Source organism: Pseudomonas sp. NFR09 (assembly GCF_900111535.1).
In the GTDB taxonomy this organism is placed as follows: domain Bacteria; phylum Pseudomonadota; class Gammaproteobacteria; order Pseudomonadales; family Pseudomonadaceae; genus Aquipseudomonas; species Aquipseudomonas extremorientalis.
Genome location: NZ_FOIH01000011.1, coordinates 74,187 through 99,894 on the forward strand (window position 1 = coordinate 74,187; position 25,708 = coordinate 99,894).

Annotated in this window: 27 protein-coding genes; 14 read left to right on the plus strand and 13 right to left on the minus strand. The window is 62.1% G+C overall.

Annotated elements, in window-relative coordinates; translation table 11 throughout:
• A complete protein-coding gene (locus tag BMX59_RS23215) occupies positions 1 to 1,221 on the plus strand; it encodes a hypothetical protein (protein WP_093126137.1) in 1,221 nt (406 codons plus the stop codon).
• Here the strand turns inward: BMX59_RS23215 and BMX59_RS23220 are convergent.
• The 3 genes from BMX59_RS23220 to BMX59_RS23230 all read right to left on the minus strand — a co-directional run bounded on the left by BMX59_RS23220 (position 1,218) and on the right by BMX59_RS23230 (position 2,650).
• Positions 1,218 to 1,568, minus strand: coding sequence for a YgaP family membrane protein (locus tag BMX59_RS23220; protein ID WP_092247328.1), 351 nt, complete (start codon positions 1,566 to 1,568; stop codon positions 1,218 to 1,220). The two genes, BMX59_RS23215 and BMX59_RS23220, sit on opposite strands and share 4 nt — an antisense overlap.
• A 68-nt stretch (positions 1,569 to 1,636) precedes the next feature.
• Positions 1,637 to 2,104, minus strand: a complete 468-nt coding sequence (locus BMX59_RS23225) for an RNA methyltransferase (protein ID WP_003189607.1) — start codon at positions 2,102 to 2,104, stop codon at positions 1,637 to 1,639.
• Positions 2,105 to 2,275: 171 nt separating this feature from the next.
• Positions 2,276 to 2,650, minus strand: coding sequence for a YajD family HNH nuclease (locus tag BMX59_RS23230; RefSeq protein WP_025858458.1), 375 nt, complete (start codon positions 2,648 to 2,650; stop codon positions 2,276 to 2,278).
• Positions 2,651 to 2,748: 98 nt separating this feature from the next.
• On the opposite strand from BMX59_RS23230, the gene BMX59_RS23235 reads away from it, so the two are divergent.
• Positions 2,749 to 3,669 carry a ParB/Srx family N-terminal domain-containing protein gene (locus tag BMX59_RS23235; protein WP_092247330.1) on the plus strand — a complete coding sequence of 307 codons (921 nt, stop codon included), beginning with the start codon at positions 2,749 to 2,751 and terminating at the stop codon, positions 3,667 to 3,669.
• A 4-nt stretch (positions 3,670 to 3,673) separates the two neighbouring features.
• Here the strand turns inward: BMX59_RS23235 and BMX59_RS23240 are convergent, their stop codons facing one another.
• Positions 3,674 to 4,354 carry a spermidine synthase gene (locus tag BMX59_RS23240; protein ID WP_071488984.1) on the minus strand — a complete coding sequence of 227 codons (681 nt, stop codon included), beginning with the start codon at positions 4,352 to 4,354 and terminating at the stop codon, positions 3,674 to 3,676.
• A gap of 78 nt (positions 4,355 to 4,432) precedes the next feature.
• On the opposite strand from BMX59_RS23240, the gene BMX59_RS23245 reads away from it, so the two are divergent.
• Positions 4,433 to 4,711 carry a hypothetical protein gene (locus tag BMX59_RS23245; RefSeq protein ID WP_071488985.1) on the plus strand — a complete coding sequence of 93 codons (279 nt, stop codon included), beginning with the start codon at positions 4,433 to 4,435 and terminating at the stop codon, positions 4,709 to 4,711.
• Here the strand turns inward: BMX59_RS23245 and BMX59_RS23250 are convergent.
• Positions 4,708 to 5,181: a cyclic nucleotide-binding domain-containing protein gene (locus tag BMX59_RS23250; RefSeq protein WP_093126142.1), complete on the minus strand. Its 474-nt coding sequence runs from the start codon at positions 5,179 to 5,181 to the stop codon at positions 4,708 to 4,710. The two genes, BMX59_RS23245 and BMX59_RS23250, sit on opposite strands and share 4 nt — an antisense overlap.
• Before the next feature lie 68 nt (positions 5,182 to 5,249).
• On the minus strand, positions 5,250 to 7,292 hold the full coding sequence (locus BMX59_RS23255) for a S9 family peptidase (protein ID WP_093126145.1): 2,043 nt from the start codon (positions 7,290 to 7,292) through the stop codon (positions 5,250 to 5,252).
• A gap of 25 nt (positions 7,293 to 7,317) precedes the next feature.
• Here BMX59_RS23255 and BMX59_RS23260 point away from each other — a divergent pair, with 25 nt between their 5' ends.
• The 3 genes from BMX59_RS23260 to BMX59_RS23270 are packed head-to-tail and all read left to right on the plus strand — an operon-like array spanning position 7,318 to position 9,215.
• Positions 7,318 to 7,854, plus strand: coding sequence for a hypothetical protein (locus BMX59_RS23260; RefSeq protein ID WP_058425328.1), 537 nt, complete (start codon positions 7,318 to 7,320; stop codon positions 7,852 to 7,854).
• A 30-nt stretch (positions 7,855 to 7,884) separates the two neighbouring features.
• Positions 7,885 to 8,661 carry a class II glutamine amidotransferase gene (locus BMX59_RS23265; protein ID WP_071488988.1) on the plus strand — a complete coding sequence of 259 codons (777 nt, stop codon included), beginning with the start codon at positions 7,885 to 7,887 and terminating at the stop codon, positions 8,659 to 8,661.
• An 11-nt stretch (positions 8,662 to 8,672) separates the two neighbouring features.
• Positions 8,673 to 9,215, plus strand: a complete 543-nt coding sequence (locus BMX59_RS23270; RefSeq protein ID WP_071488989.1) for a DUF2937 family protein — start codon at positions 8,673 to 8,675, stop codon at positions 9,213 to 9,215.
• Between the two features lie 49 nt (positions 9,216 to 9,264).
• Here the strand turns inward: BMX59_RS23270 and BMX59_RS23275 are convergent, their stop codons facing one another.
• Complete coding sequence (locus BMX59_RS23275) at positions 9,265 to 10,188, minus strand: LysR family transcriptional regulator (protein ID WP_093126149.1); 924 nt, start codon at positions 10,186 to 10,188, stop codon at positions 9,265 to 9,267.
• Between the two features lie 176 nt (positions 10,189 to 10,364).
• Between BMX59_RS23275 and BMX59_RS23280 the strand changes: the two genes are divergently transcribed.
• Genes BMX59_RS23280 through BMX59_RS23290 form a run of 3 tightly spaced genes read left to right on the plus strand, consistent with a single transcriptional unit; the run spans position 10,365 to position 12,717 of the window.
• Positions 10,365 to 11,105 (plus strand): 5-oxoprolinase subunit PxpA, encoded by a 741-nt coding sequence (locus BMX59_RS23280; RefSeq protein ID WP_093126152.1) that lies wholly within the window; start codon positions 10,365 to 10,367, stop codon positions 11,103 to 11,105.
• Positions 11,102 to 11,806 carry a 5-oxoprolinase subunit B family protein gene (locus tag BMX59_RS23285; protein WP_093126155.1) on the plus strand — a complete coding sequence of 235 codons (705 nt, stop codon included), beginning with the start codon at positions 11,102 to 11,104 and terminating at the stop codon, positions 11,804 to 11,806. Before BMX59_RS23280 ends, BMX59_RS23285 begins: the two co-directional genes overlap by 4 nt.
• Positions 11,803 to 12,717: a 5-oxoprolinase subunit C family protein gene (locus BMX59_RS23290; protein WP_093126158.1), complete on the plus strand. Its 915-nt coding sequence runs from the start codon at positions 11,803 to 11,805 to the stop codon at positions 12,715 to 12,717. Before BMX59_RS23285 ends, BMX59_RS23290 begins: the two co-directional genes overlap by 4 nt.
• 137 nt (positions 12,718 to 12,854) lie before the next feature.
• Here the strand turns inward: BMX59_RS23290 and BMX59_RS23295 are convergent, their stop codons facing one another.
• The 3 genes from BMX59_RS23295 to BMX59_RS23305 form a co-directional block, all read right to left on the minus strand.
• Positions 12,855 to 14,033 (minus strand): vWA domain-containing protein, encoded by a 1,179-nt coding sequence (locus BMX59_RS23295; protein WP_093126161.1) that lies wholly within the window; start codon positions 14,031 to 14,033, stop codon positions 12,855 to 12,857.
• Complete coding sequence (locus BMX59_RS23300) at positions 14,033 to 14,878, minus strand: AAA family ATPase (RefSeq protein ID WP_003189627.1); 846 nt, start codon at positions 14,876 to 14,878, stop codon at positions 14,033 to 14,035. Before BMX59_RS23300 ends, BMX59_RS23295 begins: the two co-directional genes overlap by 1 nt.
• A 99-nt stretch (positions 14,879 to 14,977) precedes the next feature.
• Positions 14,978 to 16,054: a DUF748 domain-containing protein gene (locus tag BMX59_RS23305; RefSeq protein WP_093126164.1), complete on the minus strand. Its 1,077-nt coding sequence runs from the start codon at positions 16,052 to 16,054 to the stop codon at positions 14,978 to 14,980.
• 126 nt (positions 16,055 to 16,180) lie between these two features.
• Between BMX59_RS23305 and cysK the strand changes: the two genes are divergently transcribed.
• Positions 16,181 to 17,155 (plus strand): cysteine synthase A, encoded by a 975-nt coding sequence (cysK, locus tag BMX59_RS23310; protein ID WP_071488996.1) that lies wholly within the window; start codon positions 16,181 to 16,183, stop codon positions 17,153 to 17,155.
• A 109-nt stretch (positions 17,156 to 17,264) separates the two neighbouring features.
• Entirely contained in the window at positions 17,265 to 18,203 is a 939-nt protein-coding gene (locus BMX59_RS23315; RefSeq protein ID WP_071488997.1) for an aspartyl/asparaginyl beta-hydroxylase domain-containing protein, read from the plus strand.
• Between the two features lie 132 nt (positions 18,204 to 18,335).
• On the opposite strand, the gene acnA is transcribed toward BMX59_RS23315, so the two are convergent.
• The gene (gene acnA, locus BMX59_RS23320; RefSeq protein WP_092247351.1) at positions 18,336 to 21,077 is read right to left on the minus strand and encodes an aconitate hydratase AcnA; all 2,742 of its coding nucleotides are present in this window, start codon (positions 21,075 to 21,077) and stop codon (positions 18,336 to 18,338) included.
• A gap of 190 nt (positions 21,078 to 21,267) precedes the next feature.
• Here acnA and rlmM point away from each other — a divergent pair, with 190 nt between their 5' ends.
• Together rlmM and tusA are read left to right on the plus strand one after the other, a co-directional pair.
• The gene (gene rlmM / locus BMX59_RS23325) at positions 21,268 to 22,344 is read left to right on the plus strand and encodes a 23S rRNA (cytidine(2498)-2'-O)-methyltransferase RlmM (protein WP_071488999.1); all 1,077 of its coding nucleotides are present in this window, start codon (positions 21,268 to 21,270) and stop codon (positions 22,342 to 22,344) included.
• A 146-nt stretch (positions 22,345 to 22,490) separates the two neighbouring features.
• Positions 22,491 to 22,736, plus strand: coding sequence for a sulfurtransferase TusA (gene tusA / locus BMX59_RS23330; RefSeq protein WP_058425075.1), 246 nt, complete (start codon positions 22,491 to 22,493; stop codon positions 22,734 to 22,736).
• Here tusA and BMX59_RS23335 read toward each other — a convergent pair.
• Positions 22,733 to 24,127 carry an MATE family efflux transporter gene (locus BMX59_RS23335; protein ID WP_093126168.1) on the minus strand — a complete coding sequence of 465 codons (1,395 nt, stop codon included), beginning with the start codon at positions 24,125 to 24,127 and terminating at the stop codon, positions 22,733 to 22,735. The genes tusA and BMX59_RS23335 overlap by 4 nt on opposite strands.
• A 139-nt stretch (positions 24,128 to 24,266) precedes the next feature.
• On the opposite strand from BMX59_RS23335, the gene pdxB reads away from it, so the two are divergent.
• Positions 24,267 to 25,409, plus strand: coding sequence for a 4-phosphoerythronate dehydrogenase PdxB (gene pdxB, locus BMX59_RS23340; RefSeq protein WP_071489001.1), 1,143 nt, complete (start codon positions 24,267 to 24,269; stop codon positions 25,407 to 25,409).
• A gap of 54 nt (positions 25,410 to 25,463) precedes the next feature.
• Here the strand turns inward: pdxB and BMX59_RS30540 are convergent, their stop codons facing one another.
• Positions 25,464 to 25,637 (minus strand): PA1571 family protein, encoded by a 174-nt coding sequence (locus BMX59_RS30540; RefSeq protein WP_165447908.1) that lies wholly within the window; start codon positions 25,635 to 25,637, stop codon positions 25,464 to 25,466.
• Positions 25,638 to 25,708: the final 71 nt, after the last annotated feature.

Below are 25,708 nucleotides of genomic sequence, written 5' to 3' on the forward strand. Positions count from 1 at the left end.
ATGAGGGTGGGAACCAAGCTGGCGGCGAGCCTGGTGTTGTTGCTACTGAGTCAGCCTGGGTGGTGCGCGAAGAAAGTCGACCTGGATTATCACGTCAAACTGCTGCCCCAGAGCGATCAGGCCGAGGTACGCCTGAGCCTGTCCCAGGGCTCGGCGGTGCGCAGCCTGAACTTCGACCTGGGTCGCGACGGTGACTACAGCGACTTCAAGGCCGACGGCCAGTGGAGCGTCAAGGAACACCGTGGCCTGTGGCAACCCAGCGCCGACAAGGCCAGCCTGACCTACCGCGTGCGCCTCACCCACGCGCGCAAGCCGGGTATCTATGAAGCGCGGATGACACCAAGCTGGGCGCTGTTTCGCGGCGATGACCTGGTGCCGACGGCGCGGCTCGACCAGCAGGACGGCGTCGAGTTGGTCTCGCGCCTGGTGTTTGAACTGCCGGCCGGCTGGAAAAGCGTCGAAACCGCCTGGCCCCGGATCGGCAAGAACAAGTTCCGCATCGACAATGTGTCGCGCCTGTTCGACCGGCCCACCGGCTGGATGCTTGCCGGCAACCTTGGCAGTCGTCGCGTACGCCTGGGCGAAACCGACGTCACCGTGGCTTCGCCCAAGGGCCAGGCCATGCGCCGTATGGATGTGCTGACGTTGCTGACCTTCGTCTGGCCGCAGGTGGAAACGGCGTTCCCGCGTCACCCGGCCAAGCTGCTGGTGGTGGGTGCCAGCGACCCGATGCGCCGTGGTGCGTTTTCGGCGCATGACTCGATCTACCTCAACAGCCGCACGCCGCTGGTCAGCGAAAACGGCGGCAGCCCGCTGATTCGTGAAGTGGTGCAGGCGGTAGGGCGTTTCAACGATCACGATACCAGTGATTGGATCAGCGAGGGCTTGGGCGAATATTACGCCATCGAGTTGCTGCGCCGCGCCGGCGGCATCACCGATGAGCGTTACCAGGCGATACAGGCGCGCTTGGCGAAGGAAGGCAAGGACGTGACCAGCCTGCGTGGCGAGCACGTCAGCGGCGCGACAGTGTCACGGGCGGTGGTGCTGCTGCAGGAGCTGGATCGCGAGATCCGCGTGAAGACTCATAACAAGCGGTCGCTGGATGACCTGACGCAAGCGGTGATGCGGGCCAGCCGCATCACCACGGCGGAGTTTGTGCAGTTGGCTGAAAGCATCATCGGCGAGTCGTCGGTGGTGCTGGACAGCAAGCTGCTGCGTTAGACGCTGGTTTTGGTGGCCTTCTCGGCCGCCACTTCGGCCTTGGTCTTCAAGTTCTTCAACTCTGCGCCGGCACGCTCGATCTTCGTACGCACGCTGTTCATTTCCTGGCGGCCCTGTTCCAGCTTGTCCTTGAGCGAACTGTGCCCGGTAAAGCCACGGGCCAGCGCCACGCCGCCGATCGCCACCTGGATCAGGCCGAAAATCCCACCCCGGCGCAGGCCTTTGCCCACCATCATCACACCACCGGCTACCGAGCCGATGCGTTCCCAACCGTGCACGTTCTGCCTTGGCTGAGTCTCGAAGGGGGTGTGTTCGATGATAGGTCGCAAGGTTTTGCTGTCGCTCATGATCTGTCTCCAACAAGGGCTATTGATAATCAGCTGACTGCCCGCAGACGCCGGATGTTCCCGAAATATCAGTACTTGGGGCCTGAACGGGTGTTGTTGCCCTTGGCCAGGCGGTCGTAAAGGACCACGTTGACCGTGGCGGCGAGGTTCATGCAACCGGTGGTCGGGATGTAGACCACGTCTTCGCACCAGTCGCGGATCTCTTTATCCAGCGAGCCGTCTTCGGGGCCGAAAATGTACAGCGCACGGTCGGGGTGGGTGTACTCAGGCAGCGGGCGGGCGCCTTCCACCAGCTCCACGGCGACGGGGATGCAACCCAGGGGCAGAATCTTTTTCAGGTCATCGATGCCGATCAGCGGAATGTCGTGATGGACCTTCTTGGTGTCGGTGATGAAATCCCGGGCGCGCTCGTAGCGCACGCCGGTGTAGAACACCGAGGCCACGCCGTAGCAACCGGCGGCGCGCATGACCGAGCCGACGTTTTCGGGGGATTTGGGGTTGTACAGACCGATGCAGCTGTAGCGTTTATTGCCCACGGGGAAGGGTGCCTTGGAGAAAAACGGCGATTATACGGCCTTGGGGGGATGTGTTGCTTGGACGATCACCATCGGGGGGCAAGCCCCCTCCCACACTAGGCCTGCGTACGCCGGTCAGAATGTGGGAGGGGGCCTGCCCCCGATGAGGCCGGTGCTAACAACAATGGACTATCAGTCGTCTTTCTTCATCAACCCCGCCAACGCCGCAAACGGGTTATGCGTGGCTTTGGCAATCGTCGGGCTGCTGGTGGAGCCTTCGCCAAAGTACTGCTGGTCGGTGTAGCGCGAGTGTTCGTTGTCGTGGCAGTACAGGCACAGCAATTCCCAGTTGGAACCGTCCTGGGGATTGTCATCATGATTGTGGTTGCGGTGGTGTACCGTCAGTTCGCTCAGGCGTTTGCCCGAGAATTCACGGGCGCAGCGGCCGCACACGTGGGGGTACATCTTCAAGGCTTTGTCGCGGTAGCCCATTTCCCGGTCGCGCTGGGCATCGGCAAGGATGCGATCCAGCTTGGCGGTGTGGGAGGGCGGGTTGGTCGAGCTCATCATGGCTCCTGGCTATTTTGTGGTTCACGGATAGGGTTGATTCTAGCCGCTCGCGACGTAAATAACCGCTTCACTTTACTCATAAGGATCTGAAACTCATGCGTCTGCATCCATGGACTGTTGCACTGTTGTTGTGTGGGGTAGTTGCCCACGCCGAAGCGTTCTCCACGCCAAAACCCGGACAAGTGATCGAGGTGGCCCTCGAACAACTGCACCCGACCCAGGCCGTGGTGGGCTTCGACCAGATTTACTACAGCCTGGGGCTGTTCGCGGACAAACCCGCCAAGGTCTTCGATGAATACTGCGAGACCAACGGCCAGGGCGAAGCCGACAAGGTGCCCAAGGGCGCGGACTTGCACCAGCCGTCGAGTTTTACCTGCCAGGACCCGGTCGGCACCCATCCCGACGACATGAAAACCGTGGTAGTCGGCCCCGGCGGCCAGTTGTACCTGACCGATGGTCACCATAGCTTCACCACCTTGTGGGAAGTCCCTGGTGGCGGCCCTCGCTTGAACATGTGGGTCAAGGTCACGGATGACTTCAGCAACAGCCCGGATATGAAGAGCTTCTGGCTGCGCATGCAAGCGGCGCGCAAGGTCTGGCTCAAGGACAGCCAGGGCCAGACCCTGCCGCCCGAGCAGTTGCCGGCACACCTGGGTTTCAAGAACCTGCAGGACGACACGTTCCGCAGCCTGGTGTATTTCACCCGCAAGGCCGCCTATGGCAAACCTGAGGCTGGCGAGGTCGCACCGGAGTTCCTGGAGTTCTACTGGGGCAATTGGCTGCGCACTCAAATTGACTTGGGCAAGTACAACCTGAACAAGAAGGGTGGTTACAAGGACGCCATCGAAGCCGTCGCCAAGCGCATGGTCAGCCTGGCGCCCGGCTCACAGGTCGGCGACAGCGGCTTTACCGCCCATCAACTGGGCGGCATGACCAGGCTCGACCGTAACGAACTGGAAAAGACCTTCGACAAAAAAGTGCCGTACGTGATCGATTACCGCAATTCCCTGCGCTGACCGATCACACCTTCTGTGCAATCCAGATGGTGTGCCGCGTGCCCTTGTTGCCATGGGCAAACACCTGGACTTCCTCGGCCTTGAAACCGGCCTTGCGCAGTTTGTCGCTGAACAGCTTGTCGGCGCTGGCCGACCACACGGCCAGCACGCCCTTGGGGCGCAGGGCCTTGGCGCAGGCGGCCAGGCCACCGGCGGAGTAAAGCCAGCTGTTGGCCTTTTGCGTAAGGCCTTCGGGGCCGTTGTCCACGTCCAGCATGATCGCGTCAAAACCCTGGGGCTCGGCCTGCAGCACCTTGGCGACATCCTCCAGGCGGATCACCGTGCGTGGGTCCAGCAGCGGCCGGCCGGATTTTTCTCCCAGCGGCCCACGGTTCCATTCCACGACCCCCGGCACCAGTTCTGCCACGACCACCTCGGCGGTCTTGCCCAGGTGTTTGAGCGCCGAAGCCAGGGTGAACCCCATGCCCAGGCCACCGATCAGCACCCGCGAATCCGGACGCCCGGCAACTTTGCGGCAGGGAATTTCCGCCAGCGCATCTTCGGAACCGTGCATGCGCGTGTTCATCAATTGGCCGCCGTCACCGCCCTGGATCTTGATGACAAAATCTTCACCGTATTCGAACAGGCACAAGGCACCGCCGTTGTCGGGGATCGGGGTGGTGTCGAGCAGAACGAAACGTTTCATGGAAATCTCATTGGGAAGGGCATTCTTGCGCGGTTGGGAGTAGCCTTGTGACATTCCGGTCAGGCCATGGAGCCATCGATGAAGTGCAGCATTCTAACGGTCATTGTGTTGAGCGCGCTCGCCTGTGGTGCGACGCAGGCTCAGGAGTTGCAAACCGTACCGGTCGCGCCCGCCCCGACGCCAGGCGCGCCGGGCACCCCGACGCCGACGTTGTACCCGCAAGTCACCCCGCCTGCCGTGCCCAAGACCAACGGTTCGCCACCACTGGTGCCTATCGTGCTGCCCACGCCGCCGAAGGACCAGACGGTGCCCGGCCTGCTGCAAAACGACAGCAAGCCGAAGTCGCCGGGCGGTTAAAACTGTTGCGACAGTAACTGCCCGTCGGCCATGCGCAGGCGCTTGGACAAGGCGATGGCTATCGCGCGGATGATCTTGGCGGCGATCCTGGGCGCTTCGTTGAGCATCTTTTCCAGGGAATCCCGGCCCAGGTTCAGCAGCACGCAGTCACTGGCCGCCACGCAACTGGCGGAACGCCGCTCGCCGTCAAGTACCGCCATTTCACCAAAGGCCCGACCGCTGCGCAGGGTAGCGATGGTCAGGCGCTGGCCGTCATGATTGGTTTTCTGCACCGCCACCTGGCCACTGTGGATGATGCACATGAAGGTGCCGGCGTCCCCTTCGAGGAAGATCGCTTCGTCACGGGCGATGCTGCTGATGTTGAAGTAGCCGGCGGCGACGTGAAAGTCTTCCGGCAACAGCGGGTCGAACAGGCCGCAATCCATGAGCATGTCGCGGATTTCGGTATTCATTAATGTCGGTAGTGCCATGGCTGCAATCTTGATCCATCAATCAGTAGGCGGTCCTGTGGTCAGACAGGGCCGCCCGGCTAAGTTCCTTAAACCAGCCCCAGCGCCTTGAACACAAATCCATATTCGAGCGCTACGTCACGTAATCCCTGGTAACGACCGCTCATGCCACCGTGGCCGGCGCCCAGTTCGGTCTTGAGCAGCAGCAGGTTGTCGTCGGTCTTGGTGTCGCGCAACTTGGCGACCCATTTGGCGGCCTCCCAGTATTGCACGCGGCTGTCGTTGTAGCCGGCGATCACCAGCAGGTGCGGGTAGGCCTGGGCGCTGACGTTTTCGTAAGGCGCGTAGGCCTTGATGCGCTCATATACTTCGGGCTCTTGCGGATTGCCCCACTCGTCGTACTCGGTGATGGTCAGCGGCAGCTCGGGGTCGAGCATGGTGTTGAGCACGTCGACGAACGGCACTTCGGCAATCGCCGCCTGGAACAGCGCCGGGCGCTGGTTGAGCACGGCGCCGATCAACAGGCCGCCGGCGCTGCCGCCGCTGATCACCAGTTGCCTGGATGTTGTCAGGCCCTCGGCGATCAGGTGTTCGGCACAGGCGATAAAGTCGCTGAAGGTGTTTTGCTTGTGTTCCTGCTTGCCGTTGCGATACCAGGCCTCGCCCAGCTCGCCACCACCGCGCACGTGGGCGATGGCAAACGCTACGCCCCGGTCCAGCAGGCTCAGGCGGGCGTGGGAGAACCAAGGGTCGAGGCTCGAACCGTAGGCGCCGTAGCCGTACAGGTACAGCGGTGTGGGCTTGCCGAGCTGGTCGCGCTTGACCACCAGGCTGATCGGCACCTGGGTGCCGTCCGCGGAGGTGGCCCACAGGCGCTGGCTCACGTAGTCGTCGGCGTTGAACACGCCCAGTACCGGGGTCTCCTTGAGCACCTGTTGTGCACCGTTGGCCAGTTCCAACTGGCGGACCTGGGCCGGGCGGTTCAGGGCTTCGTAGCGCAGGCGGATTTTGTCGCTGACAAACTCCAGGCTGTTCTGTACGTAGAGGCTATAGGCTGCGTCGGGCAATTCCACGCGATACACCGGCAAACCTTCCGGGTGCACCTCGATCACCGGCAGGCCGCCGATGCGCAGGCTCAGGGTCATGGCGCTGGTGTTGAGACTGACGCCGTCGAGCATCACGTCATCACGATGAGGGATCAGGTTCTGCCATTCGCCTTCGGTCGGCACGTCGCCAATGTCGGTGGCCACGAACAGCGCGTAGTTGATGCCATCCCGGTTGCTGCGGATAAACCAGGTCCACGCGCCATTCAACTGACCGTGATCGACATCGTACTCATGGTCCTCGACCCGTGGTGCCAGGCAGGTGAACGCCAGCTGCGGTTGGTCGGCGTCCAGCGCCCAGACTTCGCTGGTGGTCTTGCTGCCCAGCGACAGCAGCAACTGGCGTTCGGAGCTGGAGCGGTAGCAATGCAGGAAGAAACGCCCGTCGGGCTCGTGGAACACTTCCTGCGCCGCCGTGCCATCCAGGCGATAGCGATAGAGTTTGTGCGGGCGGTGCGTGTCGTCCAGTTCGCCGAAGAACAGCGTCAGGCTGTCATTGGCCCAGGTCATGCTGCCGTCGCAGTCTTCAAACTCCAGCTCGCTGACCTTGCCGGTGGCCAGTTCCTTCACGTACAGGGTGTAGATCTCTTCGCCACTGGTATCGAGGCTGTAGGCCAGGCGCTGGTGGTCGGGGCTGATGCTGAACGCGCCGAGGGAGAAGAAACCGCCATTGGCCAGTACGTTCGGGTCCAGCAACAGCTCTTCGCTGTTGTCATCCACCTGGTTGCTGTCATCCGCCGGGCGGCGGCAGCGGTAGTGGCGGGCGTACTCGTCACCGGCGGTGGTGCGGGTGTAATACAAGTACGGCCCCCACGGCGAGGGCAGGGACAGGTCGGTTTCGAGGATGCGGCCCTTGATCTCTTCGAACAGGCTGTCACGCAGCGCCTTCTGGTCGGCGAGTTGCGCTTCCTGCCAGGCATTTTCGGCCTTGAGGTAATCGAGCACCTCGGCGCTGTCGCGCTCTTGCAGCCAGGCGTACGGATCGGGGCCTTGGGCCTTGCGGGCAATCGGAGCAGTCGATACAGGCATAGGATTGATCTCTATCTGGCAGACGGTGGCAGGCATTGCAGCCGCGACACGCAAAAGCCGTTATCATAGCCGCCTGTTTGCCAACCTTGCCATGGACACCATGACCGAGAACGACTATCTGACCGCTTGGGGCCTTTACGCCTTCGCCGCTTTGGGCTGCCTGTTGGTGTGGTGGCGCATGACCCGCTGGATCTGGCGCTGGTTGCGCGAGCCGCTGCAATTGCTGATGGCGGTGCTGCTGTTGAGCCCGACCATCGTCGACCCGGTCAAGACCCAGTTCGCGCCGGCGGTGGCCATCACCGCCCTCGATCTGGTGCTCAAGGTCGGCAATAACGCCTGGCGGGCCATCTCCGATCTGTTCATGTACACCATGATCGCCTTTGGCGTGTACCTCGTGTTCGTGTTGATCCGCTGGCCCATCGAGCGTGCCGCCAAGGCCCGTCGCGAGCGCAAGGCCGCCGCCGATGCGGCCCTGGCCGCCGAGCCGGATCAAGATGAAGACGACGTGCCCTTCCGCCGTCCTGCACCCGTGAGCGGTATGCGCGTCGAACCGCGCCTTTAACGTCGTCCGCCCTGCAGCGAGAGCCCTGGCATGTGTGAATTATTGGGCATGAGTGCCAACGTCCCCACCGACATCGTGTTCAGCTTCACCGGGCTGATGCAGCGCGGTGGGCGCACCGGCCCCCACCGTGACGGTTGGGGCATCGCGTTCTACGAAGGCCGTGGCCTGCGTCTGTTCCAGGACCCGGCCGCCAGCAGTGAGTCGGAAGTCGCGCTGCTGGTGCAGCGTTATCCCATCAAAAGCGAAGTGGTCATCGGCCATATCCGCCAGGCCAATGTCGGCAAGGTCAGCCTGGCCAATACCCACCCGTTCGTGCGCGAACTGTGGGGCCGCAACTGGTGCTTCGCCCATAACGGCCAGTTGGCGGACTTCAATCCCCGCGCCACGTTCTACCGCCCGGTGGGCGACACCGACAGTGAAGCGGCCTTCTGCGACCTGCTCAACCGCGTGCGTGAAGCCTTCCCCGAGCCGGTGGACATCGAAAAAGTGCTGCCGGACCTGATCGCCGCCTGTGCCGAATACCGCAGCAAGGGCGTGTTCAACTGCCTGCTCAGCGATGGTGACTGGCTGTTCTGCTACTGTTCGACCAAATTGGCACAGATTACCCGGCGTGCGCCGTTCGGCCCGGCGCGCCTGAAAGATGTCGACGTGATCGTCGACTTTCAGGCCGAAACCACACCTAACGATGTGGTGACGGTGATTGCCACTGAACCTTTGACCGACAACGAAAACTGGACCCGCTACGAACCGGGCCAATGGAGCCTGTGGCGACGCGGTGAATGCGTCAGCCAGGGCATTACCGAGTAAGGATATCGCCCATGTTGCTCAGTTATCTGCGGTTGGTGCTGTTTGCGATTGGCCTGCTGATCGGCGTGCAAGTCCCGGGGTTTATCAACGACTATGCCAAGCGCGTCGAAGCGCACCTGATCGAGGCCCAGACCGGCCTCAGCGGGTTTGAAAACACCGCACGCCAGTTCTTCAACGGCGATTTGAAAGCGTTGGTGGCGCATTACCGCGCCAGTGATGACCCGGTGTTCCAGAGCGATGCCAACAGCCTGGGCGCCATGCTTGACCGCCAGGTGGCGTTGGACAAGCAATTCCAGGCCATGCAAGGCCCGTGGTACATCCGCGCCCTGCAGGTGGCGGTGGCGGCCGACCCGGATATCCGCCTGGAAACCTGGAACGGCTACAGCTACCAGATCCTGCTGACGCCCGAGGCCATGGGCTGGGGGCTGGGCGGGGCGATGCTGCTGTCGTTTGGTCTGGAATGCCTGTTCCGCCTGATCGACTGGGTGGTGCTGGGCGGCAAGCGCCTGCGCCAGAGCCGGCCGATCGAAGAGCGCGACCTCAAGGGCCTCTGAGACAAAATGTGGGGGGCTTGCCCCCTCCCACAGTTTTAATCCTGTGTCTTCAGTGAGGTTGTGTGCTCAGTAGCATCCGCTCTACGCCAACCTCTTCGGCATACCGTGCAACCACCTTCTGGCACAGCCCCACAATCTCTTCCACCAACTCCACCCCCACGCGCCACGACACCACCACTTGCAAGTTCGGCAGCTTCTGCGCCATCGGCAACATCACCAACTCCCCACGCGCCAGTTCCTCGCTGACCAGCACCGGCGGCAGTGCGCCGATGCCGAAGCCATCGCGCAGCAGGCGGGTGATGGCCGACACCGAGTTCACACAGTTCATGCGTGGCGCGGCCACGCCGTTGGCTTGCATCAGGCTGATCACGTCCTGGTGCGGGTGGGAGTTTTTCGAGTAGGTGATGATGCGCTCCTGGGCCAGTTCGGCGAGGGAAGCGTAGTCGCGGTTGTAGATCGACTGGCTGGCGACGATCCAGGCCATGGGGTGGCTGGCCAGTTCCAGGCTGCGCACGGTTTCCAGGCGCAGCAGGTCGGTTTGCAGGATCAGGTCGAGGAAGCCTTTTTGCAGCTGATCGCTGAGGTTCAGTGCAGTATCGGCGACCAATTCGATTTCCACGAGGGGGAAGTGGTCCATCAATTCCGCCACCAAGGGGCTGAGCCAGGTATGGATCACCGTGTCCATCGCACCGATGCGGATGCGCCCGACCTTGCTGCTGGTGGTCTCCAGGGACTGCTTCAGGCCCTGCATGGTCACCATCATCTGCTCGGCGTAATCCAGCACCTTCAAGCCTTCCGGGGTCAGGCTCACGCCCCGTGAGTCACGCAGAAACAACTTCACCCCCAACTCGCTTTCCAGCACCGCGATGCGGCTGGAGATCGAGGCCTGGGTGGTGAACAGCTTCTCGGCGGTCAGGCGGAAACTCTTGAGCTTGGCCACCCAGACGAAGGTTTCGAGGAACTTCAAATTCATGGGATCAACTTTTTCTTATGCATGGATCGGTTTTTATTAGTTGGACGCCGCACTGGGCCAGCGCCAAAAATCGAGCCATTGCACGATAAGCGCCGTTGGGGTGTCAGGACAAGTTGCGAGTTCTGCGTAAAAAATCCCACACTACAAGCAAACAAAGCCTACAGGAGCGACAGTCCGTGAGCCGTCTTTTACTCAATTGCGACATCGGCGAAAGCTTTGGCAACTGGACCATGGGTCTGGACGCCGAGGTCATGCCGTTCATCGATTGCGCCAACGTGGCCTGCGGTTTCCATGCCGGTGACCCGAGCATCATGCGCAAGACCGTCAGCCTGGCGCTCAAGCATGGCGTGCAAATCGGTGCACACCCGGCGTACCAGGACCTGCAAGGCTTTGGCCGTCGCTCCATGGCTTATACCCCGCAGGAAATCCAGGACCTGTTGCACTACCAGATCGGTGCGCTCGATGGTCTCTGCCGTGCCCAGGGCGGGCGGGTCAGCTACGTCAAGCCCCATGGCGCGATGTACAACGACATGATGGTCAACCCCGTGCAATTGCGCGCAGTGATCCAGGCCGTGGCGGCGTACGGCGAACTGCCGCTGATGCTGCTCGCTACCCGTGACAACAGCGCGGCCCAGGCCTTGGGCGCCGAATACGGTGTCACCCTGTGGTTCGAAGCCTTCGCCGACCGCGCCTATGACAACAAAGGGCACCTGGTGTCGCGGCAGTTGCCGGGCGCCGTGCACCATGATTCCGACACCATCGTGCAGCAAGCCCTGACCCTTGCCCGTGGTGAGGCGCTGATTGCCAGCGACGGCAGCCCGCTGCTCCTGCAAGCCAATACCCTGTGCGTGCACGGCGACAATGCAAGCTCGGTCGCGGCGGTACAGCGTATCCGCGAGGCATTGAAGCCAGCATGAAGCCACGGATTGAAGTGGTCGCCATCGACTGCCTGATGGTGCGCCTGTTTGATGCTATCGCCGAAACCAACATGCCGTGGATGCTCGCCGCTACCCAGCGCCTGCGCAGTGGCTTCGGCGCGGCGTTGGTGGACCTGGTGCCGTCCTATACCACTTTGATGGTGCACTACGACCTCGGCGCCGTGAACCCGGCCCAGGCGCGGGCACTGATCGAGCGGGCCCTTGCCGACCTGCAGCCGCAAGCCCAGGGCGGCGGCCAGTGCCATGTGCTGCCGGTGTGGTACGACTTGAGCGTCGGCCCGGAATTGACCTTGCTCAGCCAGCGCAGCGGTTTGACTATAGACGAAGTGATCCGCCGCCACAGTGCCCACGAATACCAGGTGTTTGCCCTCGGTTTCGCGCCCGGCTTCGCCTTTATGGGGCTGGTGGATGAAGTTCTTGCCACGCCGCGTCTGAATACCCCACGCAAACGCGTAGCGGCCGGTAGCGTCGGCATCGCCGAACGACAAACCGCCGCCTACCCGGTGGTGTCGCCGGGCGGCTGGAACCTGATCGGCCGCACGCCGGCCAGGCTCTTCGACCGCGGGCGCGACGGCTACAGCCTGATGCAGCCCGGCGACACGGTGCGCTTCGAAGCGGTCGAGCGTGCTGAATTCATCAAGTTGGGTGGCGATGACACGCCGTTGGAGGCGCAGGCATGAGTCGCTTACTGATCGAGGCCAGCACGCCGTTGTGCCTGTTGCAGGACGCCGGTCGCTTTGGCGTACGCCACCTGGGCGTGACCCAGGGCGGGGCGCTGGACTGGGTGTCGATGTCCTGGGCCAACTGGCTGCTGGGCAATGCACTGGACGCGCCGGTGGTGGAAATCACCCTGGGCGGTTTCACCGTGCAGGCCGAGGATTATTGCCTGCTGGCCCTGGCCGGTGCAGACCTGGGCGCGTACATCGATGAACGCGCCATCAGCCCGGGCCGCAGTTTTATCCTGCAAAAGGGCCAGCGTTTGCGCTTCACCCAGCCGTTCAGCGGTGCGCGGGCCTATCTTGCGGCACCGGGCGGCTTTGATGCGCCGGCTGTGCTTGGCAGTTGCGCCACGGTTGTGCGTGAAGAGTTGGGCGGGGTGGACGGTTTCGGCAAGGCGTTGGCCGAGGGAGGGCGCTTGGTCTACTCCGGTACAGGTGGTGCAATGAAGGTGCTGAGTGCACCGGATTTGCAATCCGGTAAACCGTTGGATGTGATCGTTGGCGCACAGATTGGCCAATTCAGCGGCCAGAGCCTATTCGACGCCTTCAACACCGCATGGGCCCTCGACAGCCGCGCCGACCGCATGGGGATGCGCCTGCTGGGCGCGCCGTTGCAATACCAGGGACAGTCGCTGATTTCCGAAGGCATTCCGCTGGGCGCGATCCAGGTTCCGCCGGATGGGCAGCCGATCGTGTTGCTCAATGATCGACAGACCATCGGTGGCTATCCGCGCCTGGGTGCATTGACGCCGTTGTCGCTGGCGCGGCTGGCGCAATGCTTGCCGGGGGAGACGGTGCGGTTGGCGCCGGTGGTGCAGGAGACGGCGCACCAGCAGCACATCGACTTTCTGAAGCGGTTCACCACGACTTGAAAAACACTGAGGTCAAAATGTGGGAGGGGGCTTGCCCCCGATGGCAGTGTCTCAGTCAACACATCAGTGACTGGGCCTCTGCTATCGGGGGCAAGCCCCCTCCCACATTGGATCTCCTACAGTATTAGGGGGGGCGTTTATTTGGAGAGGAAACGCATCCCTTCTTCAAGCCCGCGCAAGGTCAGCGGATACATCTGATCCTCCACCAACTCCCGCACAATCCCCGTCGACGCCGTATACCCCCAAGTGTCCTTGGGATACGGGTTGATCCAGATCAGCTTCTTGTACTTGGCCATGAAGCGCTGCATCCACACATACCCAGGCTCCTCGTTCCAATGCTCGACGCTGCCGCCGGCCTGGGTGATCTCATACGGTGCCATCGAGGCATCGCCGATAAAGATCACTTTGTAATCCGCGCCGTATTTGTGCAGCAGGTCCTGGGTCGAGGTGCGTTCCGAGGTGCGGCGCTGGTTGTTCTTCCACACTGATTCGTACACGAAGTTGTGGAAGTAGAAGTACTCCAGGTGCTTGAACTCGGTCTTGCACGCAGAGAACAGTTCTTCGCAGATCTTCACATGGGCGTCCATCGAACCGCCGATATCGAACAGCAACAGCAGCTTGATGGTGTTGCGCCGCTCCGGGCGCATCTGGATATTCAGCAAGCCGGCGTCGCGGGCGGTGTGGTCGATGGTGCCGTCGATATCCAGCTCTTCCGCCGCGCCCTGGCGCGCAAATTTGCGCAGGCGGCGCAGGGCGACCTTGATGTTGCGCGTGCCCAGTTCCACTTGGTCATCGAGGTTCTTGTACTCGCGCTGGTCCCACACCTTGACGGCCTTGCCCTGGCGCTTGCCGGCATCGCCGACGCGAATGCCTTCGGGGTTATAGCCGTCGGAACCAAACGGGCTGGTGCCACCGGTGCCGATCCACTTGTTGCCGCCGGCATGGCGTTCTTTCTGTTCTTCCAGGCGCTTCTTGAATTCCTCGATCAGCTTGTCGAGGCCGCCGAGGGACTGGATCTGCGCCCGTTCCTCATCGGTCAGCGAGCGTTCGAACTCCTTGCGCAGCCACTCTTCGGGGATCAGCGCCTGCAGGTGGTCGTCGAGCTTTTCCAGGCCGTTGAAATAGGCACCGAAGGCCCGGTCGAACTTGTCGAAATGCCGTTCATCCTTGACCAGGATCGCCCGGGCCAGGTAGTAGAACTCGTCCATGTCGGCAAAGGTCACGCGCTGCTTCAGCGCATTGATCAGGTCAAGCAGCTCGCGCACCGACACCGGCACCTTGGCCGCGCGCATCTCGTTGAACAGGTTGAGCAACATCAGCGATTACCGCGACGGCTCATGAACGCCAGACGTTCCAGCAACTGCACGTCTTGCTCGTTCTTCACTAACGCACCGGCCAGCGGCGGGATGGCCTTGGTCGGGTCGCGCTCGCGCAGCACCGCTTCGCCGATGTTGTCGGCCATCAGCAGCTTGAGCCAGTCGACCAGTTCGGAGGTGGAGGGCTTTTTCTTCAGGCCGGGCACTTTGCGCACGTCGAAGAACACGTCGAGCGCTTCGCTGACCAAGTCTTTCTTGATGTCCGGGTAGTGCACATCCACGATCTTCTGCAGGGTGGTGCGGTCGGGGAAGGCGATGTAGTGGAAGAAGCAGCGGCGCAGGAACGCGTCCGGCAGTTCTTTTTCGTTGTTGGAGGTAATGATGATGATCGGGCGTTTCTTGGCCTTGATGGTCTCGTCGATTTCGTAGACGTAGAACTCCATCTTGTCGAGTTCTTGCAGCAGGTCGTTGGGGAACTCGATGTCGGCCTTGTCGATTTCGTCGATCAGCAGGATCACTCGTTCTTCGGACTCGAAGGCCTCCCAGAGCTTGCCCTTCTTCAGGTAGTTGCGCACGTCGTGCACCTTGTCCACGCCCAGTTGCGAGTCGCGCAGGCGGCTCACCGCGTCGTACTCGTACAGGCCCTGGTGGGCCTTGGTGGTGGACTTGATGTGCCAGGTAATCAGCCTGGCACCGAAGGACTCGGCCAGTTGCTCGGCGAGCATGGTCTTGCCGGTGCCCGGTTCGCCCTTGACCAGCAGCGGCCGTTCCAGGGTGATGGCGGCGTTGACGGCCAGTTTCAGGTCATCGGTAGCCACATAGGCCTGGGTGCCTTCGAACTTCATCGGTGCTTCCTCGCATTCATCAATGCCGGGACTATACCGCGCAGCCCCAGCGACTGTGAACGCAGGTGGAATATTCAGTCTTTGAATGACCGGTCACATTCAATCCGCCGAAGGTTTGGGCTGTTCATACCGCGCATTGAACGCCTGGATAAACCCATTGCGCAAAATCGCCAAAAACGCCGAGAACGCGCTGACATTCTGCTGGTGCACGCTGCCACTGAGTTCGACACGGGTAGCAAACTGGTTTTTGTGCTGGTTTTTCAGCACGGTTTCGCTGGCGCCGACCACGGCTTCCCAGATCGAGCGGAAGATGTTCTTGTCTTTGTTTTCCACGTCCTGCTGCCAGTCGAACACTTCGACATCGCGCAGCAGCGGCTTGATATAGCCGGTCAACTGGCCGTTATCCGCCTGGGCTTCGATCACCACATCACCGGTGCCGGCCTTGAAGTCGAACTTGCCATAGGCCGAGGCGAAGTCATTCATGCGCTTGAGCTGCAGGTCCTTGGCGCGGAAGCGGAATTCGAAGTTTTCAAAGTTGCTCAGCGGGTCGAAGGTGGCGCTGGCTTCCAGCGGCGCCTGGCCCTGGAGCAGGGCCTTGCCGTCGAAGCGGGCATCGCGCTTGCCCTTGACGTCGACCACATTGGTCAAGTTATAGAAGCTGGCGTTGACCGACGTTGCATTGAGATTGACCGGTGGTTTGGAGCTGAAGTTGTGGAAGGCAATCTTGCCCTCTTCGATGCGCACTTCATCGAGGGTGATGGGCGCCAGCTTGCTCAACTGCTCGCGCCAGTCAGTGCCTTTACCGGTCTGGGAGGCCTGCTGGTTGGCGCCGCCGTCGACGAAGTTCACCTCAGGGTTGATGAACAGCACCTTGGCCACTACCGCATGGTCGTACCACAACGAGTGCCAGCTCACTGCCAGGTCGATCAGCGGCGCCTTGACGAACGGTACTGGCACCTTGCCGTCGACCTTGATGATCTCCAAACCGTTGATCTTGTAGGCGCCACGCCACAGGGCCAGGTCGACGTCGGTGACGTGGCCGCGATAGTCGCCCATGTCAGCGAGCTTGTCATTCAGGTAGTTGCGCACCAGATAGGGCAGGGCAATGCTCAAGGCGACCAGTACCACCAGTACTCCGGCAACGGTCCATAGTGGCCAGCTGTAGCGACGTTTCATGAGAGGGGTCCTCTGTCCGTATAGGGGATGGACTCTTGCGATGGGCGCAACGTTCCTCCGACTGGACGCTTTGCAGTACGAGGCATACCCTTGTTGCCTTCCTGAATACCGCCAATAGGACCCGTCATGAGCCGCATCTTTGCAGACAACGCGCACTCCATCGGTAATACGCCCCTGGTGCAGATCAACCGGATCGCACCGCGTGGCGTGACCATCCTGGCCAAGATCGAAGGACGTAACCCGGGCTACTCGGTGAAGTGCCGCATTGGCGCCAACATGATCTGGGACGCCGAAAGCACCGGCAAACTCAAGCCGGGCATGACCATCGTCGAACCCACCTCCGGCAACACCGGCATCGGCCTGGCATTTGTCGCCGCTGCCCGTGGCTACAAGTTGCTGCTGACCATGCCGGCATCCATGAGCATCGAGCGTCGCAAGGTACTCAAGGCCCTCGGCGCTGAATTGGTGCTGACCGAGCCGGCCAAGGGCATGAAGGGTGCAATCGAAAAGGCCGGCGAAATCGTCGCCAGCGATCCGGCCACCTACTTTATGCCGGCTCAGTTCGAAAACCCGGCGAATCCGGCGATCCACGAGAAAACCACCGGTCCGGAAATCTGGAATGACACCGATGGCGCCGTGGACGTGCTGGTGGCGGGCGTGGGCACCGGTGGCACCATCACCGGGGTGTCGCGCTATATCAAGAACATCGCGGGCAAGCCGATCCTGTCGGTAGCGGTCGAGCCGATGGTCTCCCCGGTGATCACCCAGGCCCTGGCCGGTGAAGAGATCAAGCCCAGCCCGCACAAGATCCAGGGCATCGGCGCCGGGTTTGTGCCGAAGAACCTCGACCTGTCGATGGTTGACCGTGTGGAGCTGGTGACCGACGACGAATCCAAGGCCATGGCCCTGCGCCTGATGCAGGAGGAGGGGATTCTGTGCGGTATCTCCTGCGGCGCGGCGATGGCCGTGGCCGTGCGCCTGGCCGAGAAGCCGGAAATGCAGGGCAAGACCATCGTGGTGATCCTGCCGGACTCCGGTGAGCGTTACCTGTCGAGCATGCTGTTCAGCGATTTGTTTACCGAGCAGGAAAACCAGGCTTGATGTATGTCAGCGCCAATACCTTAGGCCTTCTGCATACTGGCCCAACTGTTTATCATGGCCGGCTGCTACGTCTGCTGTTGGCCAGGCGCTTATTTCCAGGAGTTGCTGCATGACCTTTTCTTTGGCCGCCAAGCTGTCGGTGCTGGCGTTGTTTATCGGCAGCACGCTGTATGTGCACCTGCGCGGCAAGGCGCGTTTGCCGATGTTGCGCCAGTTCGTCAACCATTCGGCGCTGTTCGCCCCCTATAACGCCCTGATGTATCTGTTTTCGGCCGTGCCGTCCAAGCCGTACCTGGATCGCAGCAAGTTCCCGGAACTGGACGTGCTCAAGGACAACTGGGAAGTGATTCGCGAAGAGGCCATGCACCTGTTCGACGAGGGCTACATCCGCGCCGCCGAAAAGAACAACGACGCCGGTTTTGGCTCGTTTTTCAAGAAGGGCTGGAAGCGTTTCTACCTTAAGTGGTACGACAAACCCCTGCCATCGGCCGAGGCGCTGTGCCCCAGAACCGTGGCCTTGGTGAGCAGCATTCCCAATGTGAAAGGCGCGATGTTCGCGCTGTTGCCGGGCGGCAGCCACCTCAACCCGCACCGCGACCCGTTTGCCGGTTCCCTGCGTTACCACCTGGGCCTGTCCACGCCGAACTCCGACGACTGCCGCATCTTCGTCGACGGCCAGGTCTATGCCTGGCGCGACGGTGAAGACGTGATGTTCGACGAGACCTACGTGCACTGGGTCAAGAACGAAACCGAACAGACCCGCGTGATCCTGTTCTGCGACATCGAGCGACCGCTGAGTAACCGCCTGATGACCCGGGTCAATCGCTGGGTCAGCAAGCAGTTGGGCCGCGCGACTGCGCCGCAGAACCTGGATGACGAGCGCGTGGGCGGGATCAACCAGGCGTATGCCTGGAGCAAGACCTTCAGCGACAAGTTCAGTGGCGTGGTCAAGCAGTGGAAGCGCAAGCATCCGAAGGCTTACCGCATTGCGCGGCCGGTGTTGGCTGTAGTCGTGCTGGTGCTGCTGTGGAAGTGGTTGTTCGGCTGATTTGAAACGTTAAACGTGGTCGAAATGTGGGAGGGGGCTTGCCCCCGATAGCGGTGGATCAGGCAAAAATGCTTAGCCTGACACACTGCCATCGGGGGCAAGCCCCCTCCCACATTTGATCACCTTTGATCTTTAGCTGGCGATCAACTGGCGCAGCACATAGTGCAGGATGCCACCCGACTTGAAGTACTCCACTTCATTCAACGTATCGATCCGGCACAACACTTCAACCTTCTCCGTACTGCCATCCTCCCGCGTAATCACCAGCGTCAGGTTCATGCGCGGAACGATCTCCACATCGCTCAGCCCGAGAATGTCGATTTTCTCCTTGCCGGTCAGCTTGAGCGACTTGCGGTTCTGGTCCAGCTTGAACTGCAATGGCAGCACGCCCATGCCCACCAGGTTGGAGCGGTGGATACGCTCGAAACTCTCGGCGATCACCGCCTTCACCCCCAGCAGGTTGGTGCCCTTGGCCGCCCAGTCGCGGCTGGAGCCGGTGCCGTATTCCTGGCCGGCGATCACCACCAGCGGCGTGCCCGACGCCTGGTATTTCATCGAGGCGTCGTAGATCGGCATTTTCTCGCCGGTTGGGATGTACAGCGTATTGCCGCCTTCCTCACCGCCGAGCATTTCATTGCGGATACGGATGTTGGCAAAGGTGCCGCGCATCATCACTTCATGGTTGCCACGGCGTGAGCCGTAGGAGTTGAAGTCGCGAGGCTCAACGCCTTGTTCGCGCAGGTAACGGCCGGCGGGGCTGTCGGTCTTGATATTGCCGGCGGGGGAGATGTGGTCGGTGGTCACCGAATCGCCCAACAGGGCCAGCACGTTGGCGCCCTTGACGTCTTTGATCACCGGCAGGGGGCCGGCAATATCATCGAAGAACGGCGGATGCTGGATGTAGGTGGAGTCCTTCTGCCACACGTAGGTGGCGGCCTGTGGCACTTCAATCGCTTGCCATTGCGCGTCACCGGCAAACACCTCGGCGTATTCCTTGTGGAACATGCCGGTGCTGACCTGGGCCACGGCGTCGGCGATTTCTTTGCTGCTTGGCCAGATGTCCTTGAGGTACACCGGGTTGCCTTGTTGGTCGTTACCCAGCGGTTCGCTGCTGATATCGATGCGCACGGTGCCGGCCAGGGCATAAGCGACGACCAGTGGTGGCGACGCCAACCAGTTGGTTTTCACCAGTGGGTGCACCCGGCCCTCGAAGTTGCGGTTGCCGGACAGCACCGATGCCACCGCGAGGTCCGCCTTCTGGATGGCTTTTTCAATTGGCTCCGGTAATGGTCCGGAGTTGCCGATGCAGGTGGTGCAGCCATAGCCGACCAGGTCGAAGCCGAGCTTGTCCAGGTACTGGGTCAGGCCGGCGGCCTTGTAGTAGTCGGTGACCACCTTGGAGCCGGGGGCCAGCGAGGTTTTCACCCACGGCTTGCGGGTCAGGCCCTTTTCCACGGCCTTTTTCGCCACCAGCCCGGCGGCCATCATCACGCTGGGGTTGGAGGTGTTGGTGCAGGAGGTGATCGCGGCGATCACCACCGCGCCGTTTTTCAGGCGATAGGTCTGGCCCTCGTATTCGTAGTCGGCTTCTCCCTCCAGGTCGGCATTACCCACGGCCACGCCGCCGCCGCCTTCGCTTTCCAGGCGACCTTCTTCCTTGGTAGTGGGTTTGAATTGCAGGTCGAGGAAGTCGCTGAAGGCCTGGCCCACATTCGGCAGGGCTACGCGGTCCTGTGGGCGCTTCGGCCCGGCCAGGCTGGCTTCGACGCTGCCCATGTCGAGGGCCAGGCTGTCGGTGAATACCGGTTCCTGGCCGGCGTTGCGCCACAGGCCCTGGGCTTTGGTGTACGCCTCGACCAACTTCACGGTTTCTGTCGGGCGCCCGGACAGGCGCAGGTAGTCCAGTGTCACCTCATCCACCGGGAAAAAGCCGCAGGTGGCGCCGTATTCCGGGGCCATGTTGGCGATGGTGGCGCGGTCGGCCAACGGCAGGTCGGCCAGGCCGTCGCCGTAGAACTCGACGAACTTGCCCACCACGCCCTTTTTGCGCAGCATCTGGGTCACGGTCAGCACCAGGTCGGTGGCGGTGATGCCTTCCTTCAATTTGCCGGTGAGCTTGAAGCCGATCACTTCCGGGATCAGCATCGACACCGGTTGGCCGAGCATCGCCGCTTCCGCCTCGATCCCGCCCACGCCCCAGCCGAGTACGCCAAGGCCGTTGATCATGGTGGTGTGGGAGTCGGTGCCGACCAGGGTGTCCGGGAAGGCATAGGTGCGGCCGTTTTCGTCTTTGGTCCACACCGTGCGGCCCAGGTATTCGAGGTTGACCTGGTGGCAGATGCCGGTGCCCGGCGGCACCACGCTGAAGTTGTCGAATGCGCTCTGGCCCCAGCGCAGGAAGGCGTAGCGTTCGCCGTTGCGCTGCATCTCGATGTCGACGTTCTGCTCAAAGGCACTGGTGCTGCCGAACTTGTCGACCATCACCGAGTGGTCGATCACCAGGTCCACCGGGGACAGCGGGTTGATGCGCTGCGGGTCGCCCCCGGCCTTGGCCACGGCGGCGCGCATGGCGGCCAGGTCGACCACGGCGGGTACGCCGGTGAAGTCTTGCATCAATACCCGGGCCGGGCGGTACTGGATCTCGCGGTCGGACTGGCGTTCCTTGAGCCACGCGGCAATGGCCTTGAGGTCGGCGCCGGTGACGGTCTTGTCGTCTTCCCAGCGCAGCAGGTTTTCCAGCAGCACCTTGAGCGACATCGGCAGCTTGTCGAGGTCACCCAGGCTCTTGGCGGCCTCCGGCAAACTGAAGTAGTGATAGGTCTTGTTGTCGATTTGCAGTGTTTTAAGGGTTCTCAGGCTATCAAGCGATGACATGACACAACTCCTTATGGTCCGCACGGCTACGGACCCGACGGGACGAACAGAGCTATCAACTTAGCCCTGTTTTCATTAGCAGGCTAATAACTGGACTCTATCGTTAAGTCCAAGGTTCCGAACTCCGTTATCATGCGCGGGTTTTCATGACAGGTATTGCGATAGCGCAAGCCAGTTGCCAGGAGATTCAATGAACACCCTTTTTATGCACTGCCGCCCGGGTTTTGAAGGCGAAGTCTGTTCCGAGATCGCGGAACACGCCGCGCGCCTGAACGTTTCCGGCTACGCCAAGGCCAAGACCGGCAGCGCCTGCGCCGAATTCGTCTGCACCGAAGAAGACGGCGCCCAGCGCTTGATGCACGGCCAGCGCTTTGCCGAGCTGATCTTCCCCAGGCAGTGGGCGCGCGGGGTATTCATCGACCTGCCGGAAACCGACCGCATCAGCGTGATCCTCGCCCACCTGCGCGACTTCCCGGTGTGCGGCAGCCTGTGGCTGGAGATGGTCGATACCAACGACGGCAAGGAGCTGTCGAACTTCTGCAAGAAATTCGAAGTGCACTTGCGCAAGGCGTTGCTCAACGCTGGCAAGCTGGTGGACGACCCGAGCAAACCGCGCCTGCTACTGACCTTCAAGAGCGGCCGCGAAGTGTTCATGGGCCTGGCCGAGTCGAATAACTCGGCGATGTGGCCGATGGGCATCCCGCGCCTCAAGTTCCCCCGCGAGGCGCCCAGCCGCTCGACCCTGAAGCTGGAAGAGGCCTGGCACCACTTCATCCCCCGCGACCAGTGGGACGAGCGTCTGCACGGCGACATGACCGGTGTCGACCTCGGCGCGGCCCCGGGCGGCTGGACCTGGCAACTGGTCAACCGCGGCATGCTGGTGACCGCCATCGACAACGGCCCCATGGCCGAAAGCCTGATGGACACCGGCCTGGTCCAGCACCTGATGGCCGACGGCTTCACCTTCGTGCCCAAACAGCCGGTGGACTGGATGGTCTGCGACATCGTCGAGAAGCCGGCGCGTAACGCCGCGCTGCTGGAAACCTGGATCGGCGAAGGGCATTGCCGCGAGGCGGTGGTCAACTTGAAGTTGCCGATGAAGCAGCGCTACGCCGAAGTGAAGCGTTTGCTGGAGCGCATCGAGGACGGCTTCAAGGCGCGTGGCATTCGTGTGGAGATCGGCTGCAAGCAGCTGTACCACGACCGTGAGGAAGTGACCTGCCATTTGCGTCGATTGGAAACAGCGAAGAAACCCAAGGCTCGCTGAACAGTTGAAATCACCACAGGACCCCTGTGGGAGCGGGCTTGCCCGCGAAAGCGGTATAACAGTCGAAACTAATGTTGAATGTGCCCGTGTCTTCGCGGGCAAGCCCGCTCCCACCTTTGGAGCGGCATCCGTTTCAGGAGTGATGTATGAACCTCGATTTGCCCGTCGACGCCACCCTCGACGCCACCGGCCTCAACTGCCCGGAGCCGGTGATGATGCTGCACCAGCATATCCGCGACCTGCCGCCCGGCGGCCTGCTCAAGGTGATCGCGACCGACCCGTCCACGCGTCGCGATATCCCCAAGTTCTGCGTGTTCCTGGACCACGAACTGGTGGATCAGCAGGAACAGGCGGGTACGTACCTGTACTGGATCCGCAAGAAGTCTGCTTAACCCTGCGCTTTTTCTGCGCGGATGCGCCGGCGTGCACTGCGCGCCAGACGCACCAGCAGCATCCCCGCGGCGCAGCTCAGGCCCACGATCAGCCCCTGCCACAAGCCGCTCGGGCCGCTTGGTTCGCCGAGCCAGTCGGTCAGGCCCAGGGCGTAACCCACCGGCAGGCCCACCCCCCAGTAGGCGAACAAGGTCAGCACCATGGTGACACGGGTGTCCTGGTAGCCACGCAAGGCACCGGCAGCAGTGACCTGGATCGAATCACTGAATTGGAACAGCGCTGAAAACACGATCAGCGTGGAGGCCAGGTGGATGACGATCGGGTCCGGGGTGTAGATCGCGGCAATCTGTTCGCGAAGCAGCAACATCAGGCTGCAGGACAGGCAGGCGTAGGCCAGCGCCGTGCCCATGCCGACCCCTGCGGCAAAACGCGCTTCACGCGGTTCCCCACGGCCCAGGGCCTGGCCGACACGCACTGTCACGGCCATGCTCAGGGAGTAGGGAATCATGAACACCAGCGAGCTGACGTTCAGCGCGATCTGATGGCCCGAGACCACCGTGGCGCCGAGGCTGCCGATCAGCAGGGCGATGACCGCAAAAATGCTCGATTCGGCAAAGATCGCGATGCCAATCGGCAAGCCAATCCCAAGCACGCGCTTGATCACCGCCCACTGCGGCCAGTCGAAACGCTTGAACAGTTCGCTGCTCTGGTAGGCCGGTCCCCAGCGGGTCCATCCGGCCAGGCCGAGCATCATCACCCACATCGCAATGGCCGTGGCCCAGCCGCAGCCCACGCCGCCCATGGCCGGTATGCCCAGGTGGCCGTAGATGAAGATGTAGTTCAGTGGAATGTTCAGCGCCAAACCACACAGGCCCATGACCATGCTGGGCCGGGTGCGGCCCAGGCCATCACTGAAGCAGCGCAATACGTAGTAGAACGCGATGGCCGGCATGCCCGCGGCGATGCCGTGCAGGTAGCCCATGGACGGTTTGATCAGGTCGGGTTCGACTTTCATGGCATGCAGGATGGGCTCGGCGCAGAGCAGCAACAGCGCTGCCGTGATACCCACCACCAGCGCCAGCCACAGTGATTGGCGCACCAGCGGGCCGATCTCGCTGAACTGCCCGGCACCGTAGCGCTGGGCGACTTTGGGCGTGGTGGCCAGCAGTGTGCCGGTCATCAAGAGGTACACCGGAATCCAGATCGAGTTGCCCAGGCCCACCGCCGCCAGGTCTTGGGGGCTGACGCGTCCGGCCATCACCGCATCGACAAAGCTCATCGCCGTGGTGGCCAGTTGGCCGATCATGATCGGCAGGGCGAGCGTCAGCAGGCCGCGCACTTCCCGGCGGATGCGGGCGGGGCGGGTAAGGGGGGCGGCGGCAGTGTTCACGTGCAGGTGTCCAGTCGAAGCAAGCGCAGGACGGCGGATTCTACGCGCTGACGCATCGGTCAGGAAAAAACCTGTGTTAGCGATTTGTAAGCGAGGGCTGCGATCCCTGTACACTGCGGGTCCGCCTAAGGAGCCTGCCATGCTGATTGTTGCCGACGAAAATATTCCGCTGCTCGATGCCTTCTTCCAGGGTTTCGGCGAGATTCGCCGTGTGCCTGGCCGTTCCATCGACCGTGCGACGGTCGAGCAGGCCGACGTGTTGTTGGTGCGCTCGGTGACCAACGTCAATCGTGCCTTGCTCGATGGCACGAACGTGCGCTTTGTCGGCACTTGCACCATCGGCACCGATCACCTGGACCTCGACTACTTCCAGCAGGCCGGCATCCAATGGTCCAGCGCCCCCGGCTGTAACGCCCGCGGTGTGGTGGACTATGTGCTGGGCAGCCTGCAGACCCTGGCCGAGATCGAGGGCGCTGACCTCAACCAGCGCACCTATGGCGTAGTGGGTGCCGGTGAAGTCGGCGGGCGACTGGTCAAGGTACTCAAGGCCCTGGGCTGGAACGTGCTGGTCTGCGACCCGCCCCGGCAAATCGCCGAAGACGGCGATTACGTCAGCCTGGCGCAGATCATCGAGCAATGCGACGTGATCAGCCTGCACACCCCGCTGACCAAGTCCGGCAACGGCTCCACCTGGCACCTGTTCGACCGCCAGCGTCTTGAGCAGCTCAAGCCTGGCACCTGGCTGATCAACGCCAGCCGTGGCCCGGTGGTCGACAATGCCGCCCTGCGCGAAGTGCTGCTGGACCGCGAAGACCTGCAAGCGGTGCTGGATGTGTGGGAGGGCGAGCCGCAGGTGGACGTCGACCTGGCTGACCTGTGTGTATTGGCCACGCCGCATATCGCCGGCTACAGCCTGGACGGCAAGCAGCGCGGCACGGCGCAGATCTATCAGGCGTTCTGCGCGCACCAGGGCCAGGAACCGAGCATTCACTTGAGTGACCTGCTGCCGCCACCGTGGTTGGCCGAGGTGCAGTTGAATGCTTCCACCGACCCCGCGTGGGCACTGGCGACCCTGTGCCGCAGCGTGTACGACCCACGCCGGGATGATGCGGATTTCCGCCGCAGCCTCGTAGGAACGGTGGACGAGCAGCGCAAGGCGTTTGACCTGCTGCGCAAGCACTACCCCGAGCGCCGCGAGATCGATGGTTTGAAGGTGCGCATCCAGGGTGAGTCGGCGGTGTTGTCCAACATCGTGTCCGCGTTGGGCGCAGTAGCGGTTTAGATACCCGATAAAAAACCCGGCCACCAGGGCCGGGTTTGAACGAGCGTGGGCGCTTCAGCCTTGCTGTGCAGGCTTGACCAGTCGCTGTTCCAGTTCGCTGCACGCTTGCTGGATCATCTTTTCGGTGATCTGCACTTCGCGGCCCTGGGCATCGATGTACGAGCAAGGCAACTGCTGCGGCTGGCGGATCACTTCAATCTTGGCATCGCTGCTGTTCTGCAAGGTCATGGCCTGTCTCCTCATCAGGTTGTGTACCTATTCTAAAACCCGCGCGTGACCAGGCTGTTACAACTCCCTGC

Bases quoted from the DNA above. Each gene is read 5' to 3' on its own strand.
- BMX59_RS30540 (WP_165447908.1), bottom strand. From the start codon at position 25,637: ATGACCTTGCAGAACAGCAGCGATGCCAAGATTGAAGTGATCCGCCAG.
- BMX59_RS23230 (WP_025858458.1), bottom strand. From the start codon at position 2,650: ATGAGCTCGACCAACCCGCCCTCCCACACCGCCAAGCTGGATCGCATC.
- BMX59_RS23220 (WP_092247328.1), bottom strand. From the start codon at position 1,568: ATGAGCGACAGCAAAACCTTGCGACCTATCATCGAACACACCCCCTTC.
- BMX59_RS23295 (WP_093126161.1), bottom strand. From the start codon at position 14,033: ATGTTGCTCAACCTGTTCAACGAGATGCGCGCGGCCAAGGTGCCGGTG.
- BMX59_RS23270 (WP_071488989.1), top strand. From the start codon at position 8,673: ATGTTGCTCAGTTATCTGCGGTTGGTGCTGTTTGCGATTGGCCTGCTG.
- BMX59_RS23315 (WP_071488997.1), top strand. From the start codon at position 17,265: ATGACCTTTTCTTTGGCCGCCAAGCTGTCGGTGCTGGCGTTGTTTATC.
- BMX59_RS23240 (WP_071488984.1), bottom strand. From the start codon at position 4,354: ATGAAACGTTTCGTTCTGCTCGACACCACCCCGATCCCCGACAACGGC.
- acnA (WP_092247351.1), bottom strand. From the start codon at position 21,077: ATGTCATCGCTTGATAGCCTGAGAACCCTTAAAACACTGCAAATCGAC.
- BMX59_RS23305 (WP_093126164.1), bottom strand. From the start codon at position 16,054: ATGAAACGTCGCTACAGCTGGCCACTATGGACCGTTGCCGGAGTACTG.
- rlmM (WP_071488999.1), top strand. From the start codon at position 21,268: ATGAACACCCTTTTTATGCACTGCCGCCCGGGTTTTGAAGGCGAAGTC.
- tusA (WP_058425075.1), top strand. From the start codon at position 22,491: ATGAACCTCGATTTGCCCGTCGACGCCACCCTCGACGCCACCGGCCTC.
- BMX59_RS23285 (WP_093126155.1), top strand. From the start codon at position 11,102: ATGAAGCCACGGATTGAAGTGGTCGCCATCGACTGCCTGATGGTGCGC.
- BMX59_RS23245 (WP_071488985.1), top strand. From the start codon at position 4,433: ATGAAGTGCAGCATTCTAACGGTCATTGTGTTGAGCGCGCTCGCCTGT.
- BMX59_RS23235 (WP_092247330.1), top strand. From the start codon at position 2,749: ATGCGTCTGCATCCATGGACTGTTGCACTGTTGTTGTGTGGGGTAGTT.
- cysK (WP_071488996.1), top strand. From the start codon at position 16,181: ATGAGCCGCATCTTTGCAGACAACGCGCACTCCATCGGTAATACGCCC.
- BMX59_RS23255 (WP_093126145.1), bottom strand. From the start codon at position 7,292: ATGCCTGTATCGACTGCTCCGATTGCCCGCAAGGCCCAAGGCCCCGAT.
- BMX59_RS23265 (WP_071488988.1), top strand. From the start codon at position 7,885: ATGTGTGAATTATTGGGCATGAGTGCCAACGTCCCCACCGACATCGTG.
- BMX59_RS23275 (WP_093126149.1), bottom strand. From the start codon at position 10,188: ATGAATTTGAAGTTCCTCGAAACCTTCGTCTGGGTGGCCAAGCTCAAG.
- BMX59_RS23290 (WP_093126158.1), top strand. From the start codon at position 11,803: ATGAGTCGCTTACTGATCGAGGCCAGCACGCCGTTGTGCCTGTTGCAG.
- pdxB (WP_071489001.1), top strand. From the start codon at position 24,267: ATGCTGATTGTTGCCGACGAAAATATTCCGCTGCTCGATGCCTTCTTC.
- BMX59_RS23215 (WP_093126137.1), top strand. From the start codon at position 1: ATGAGGGTGGGAACCAAGCTGGCGGCGAGCCTGGTGTTGTTGCTACTG.
- BMX59_RS23300 (WP_003189627.1), bottom strand. From the start codon at position 14,878: ATGAAGTTCGAAGGCACCCAGGCCTATGTGGCTACCGATGACCTGAAA.
- BMX59_RS23250 (WP_093126142.1), bottom strand. From the start codon at position 5,181: ATGGCACTACCGACATTAATGAATACCGAAATCCGCGACATGCTCATG.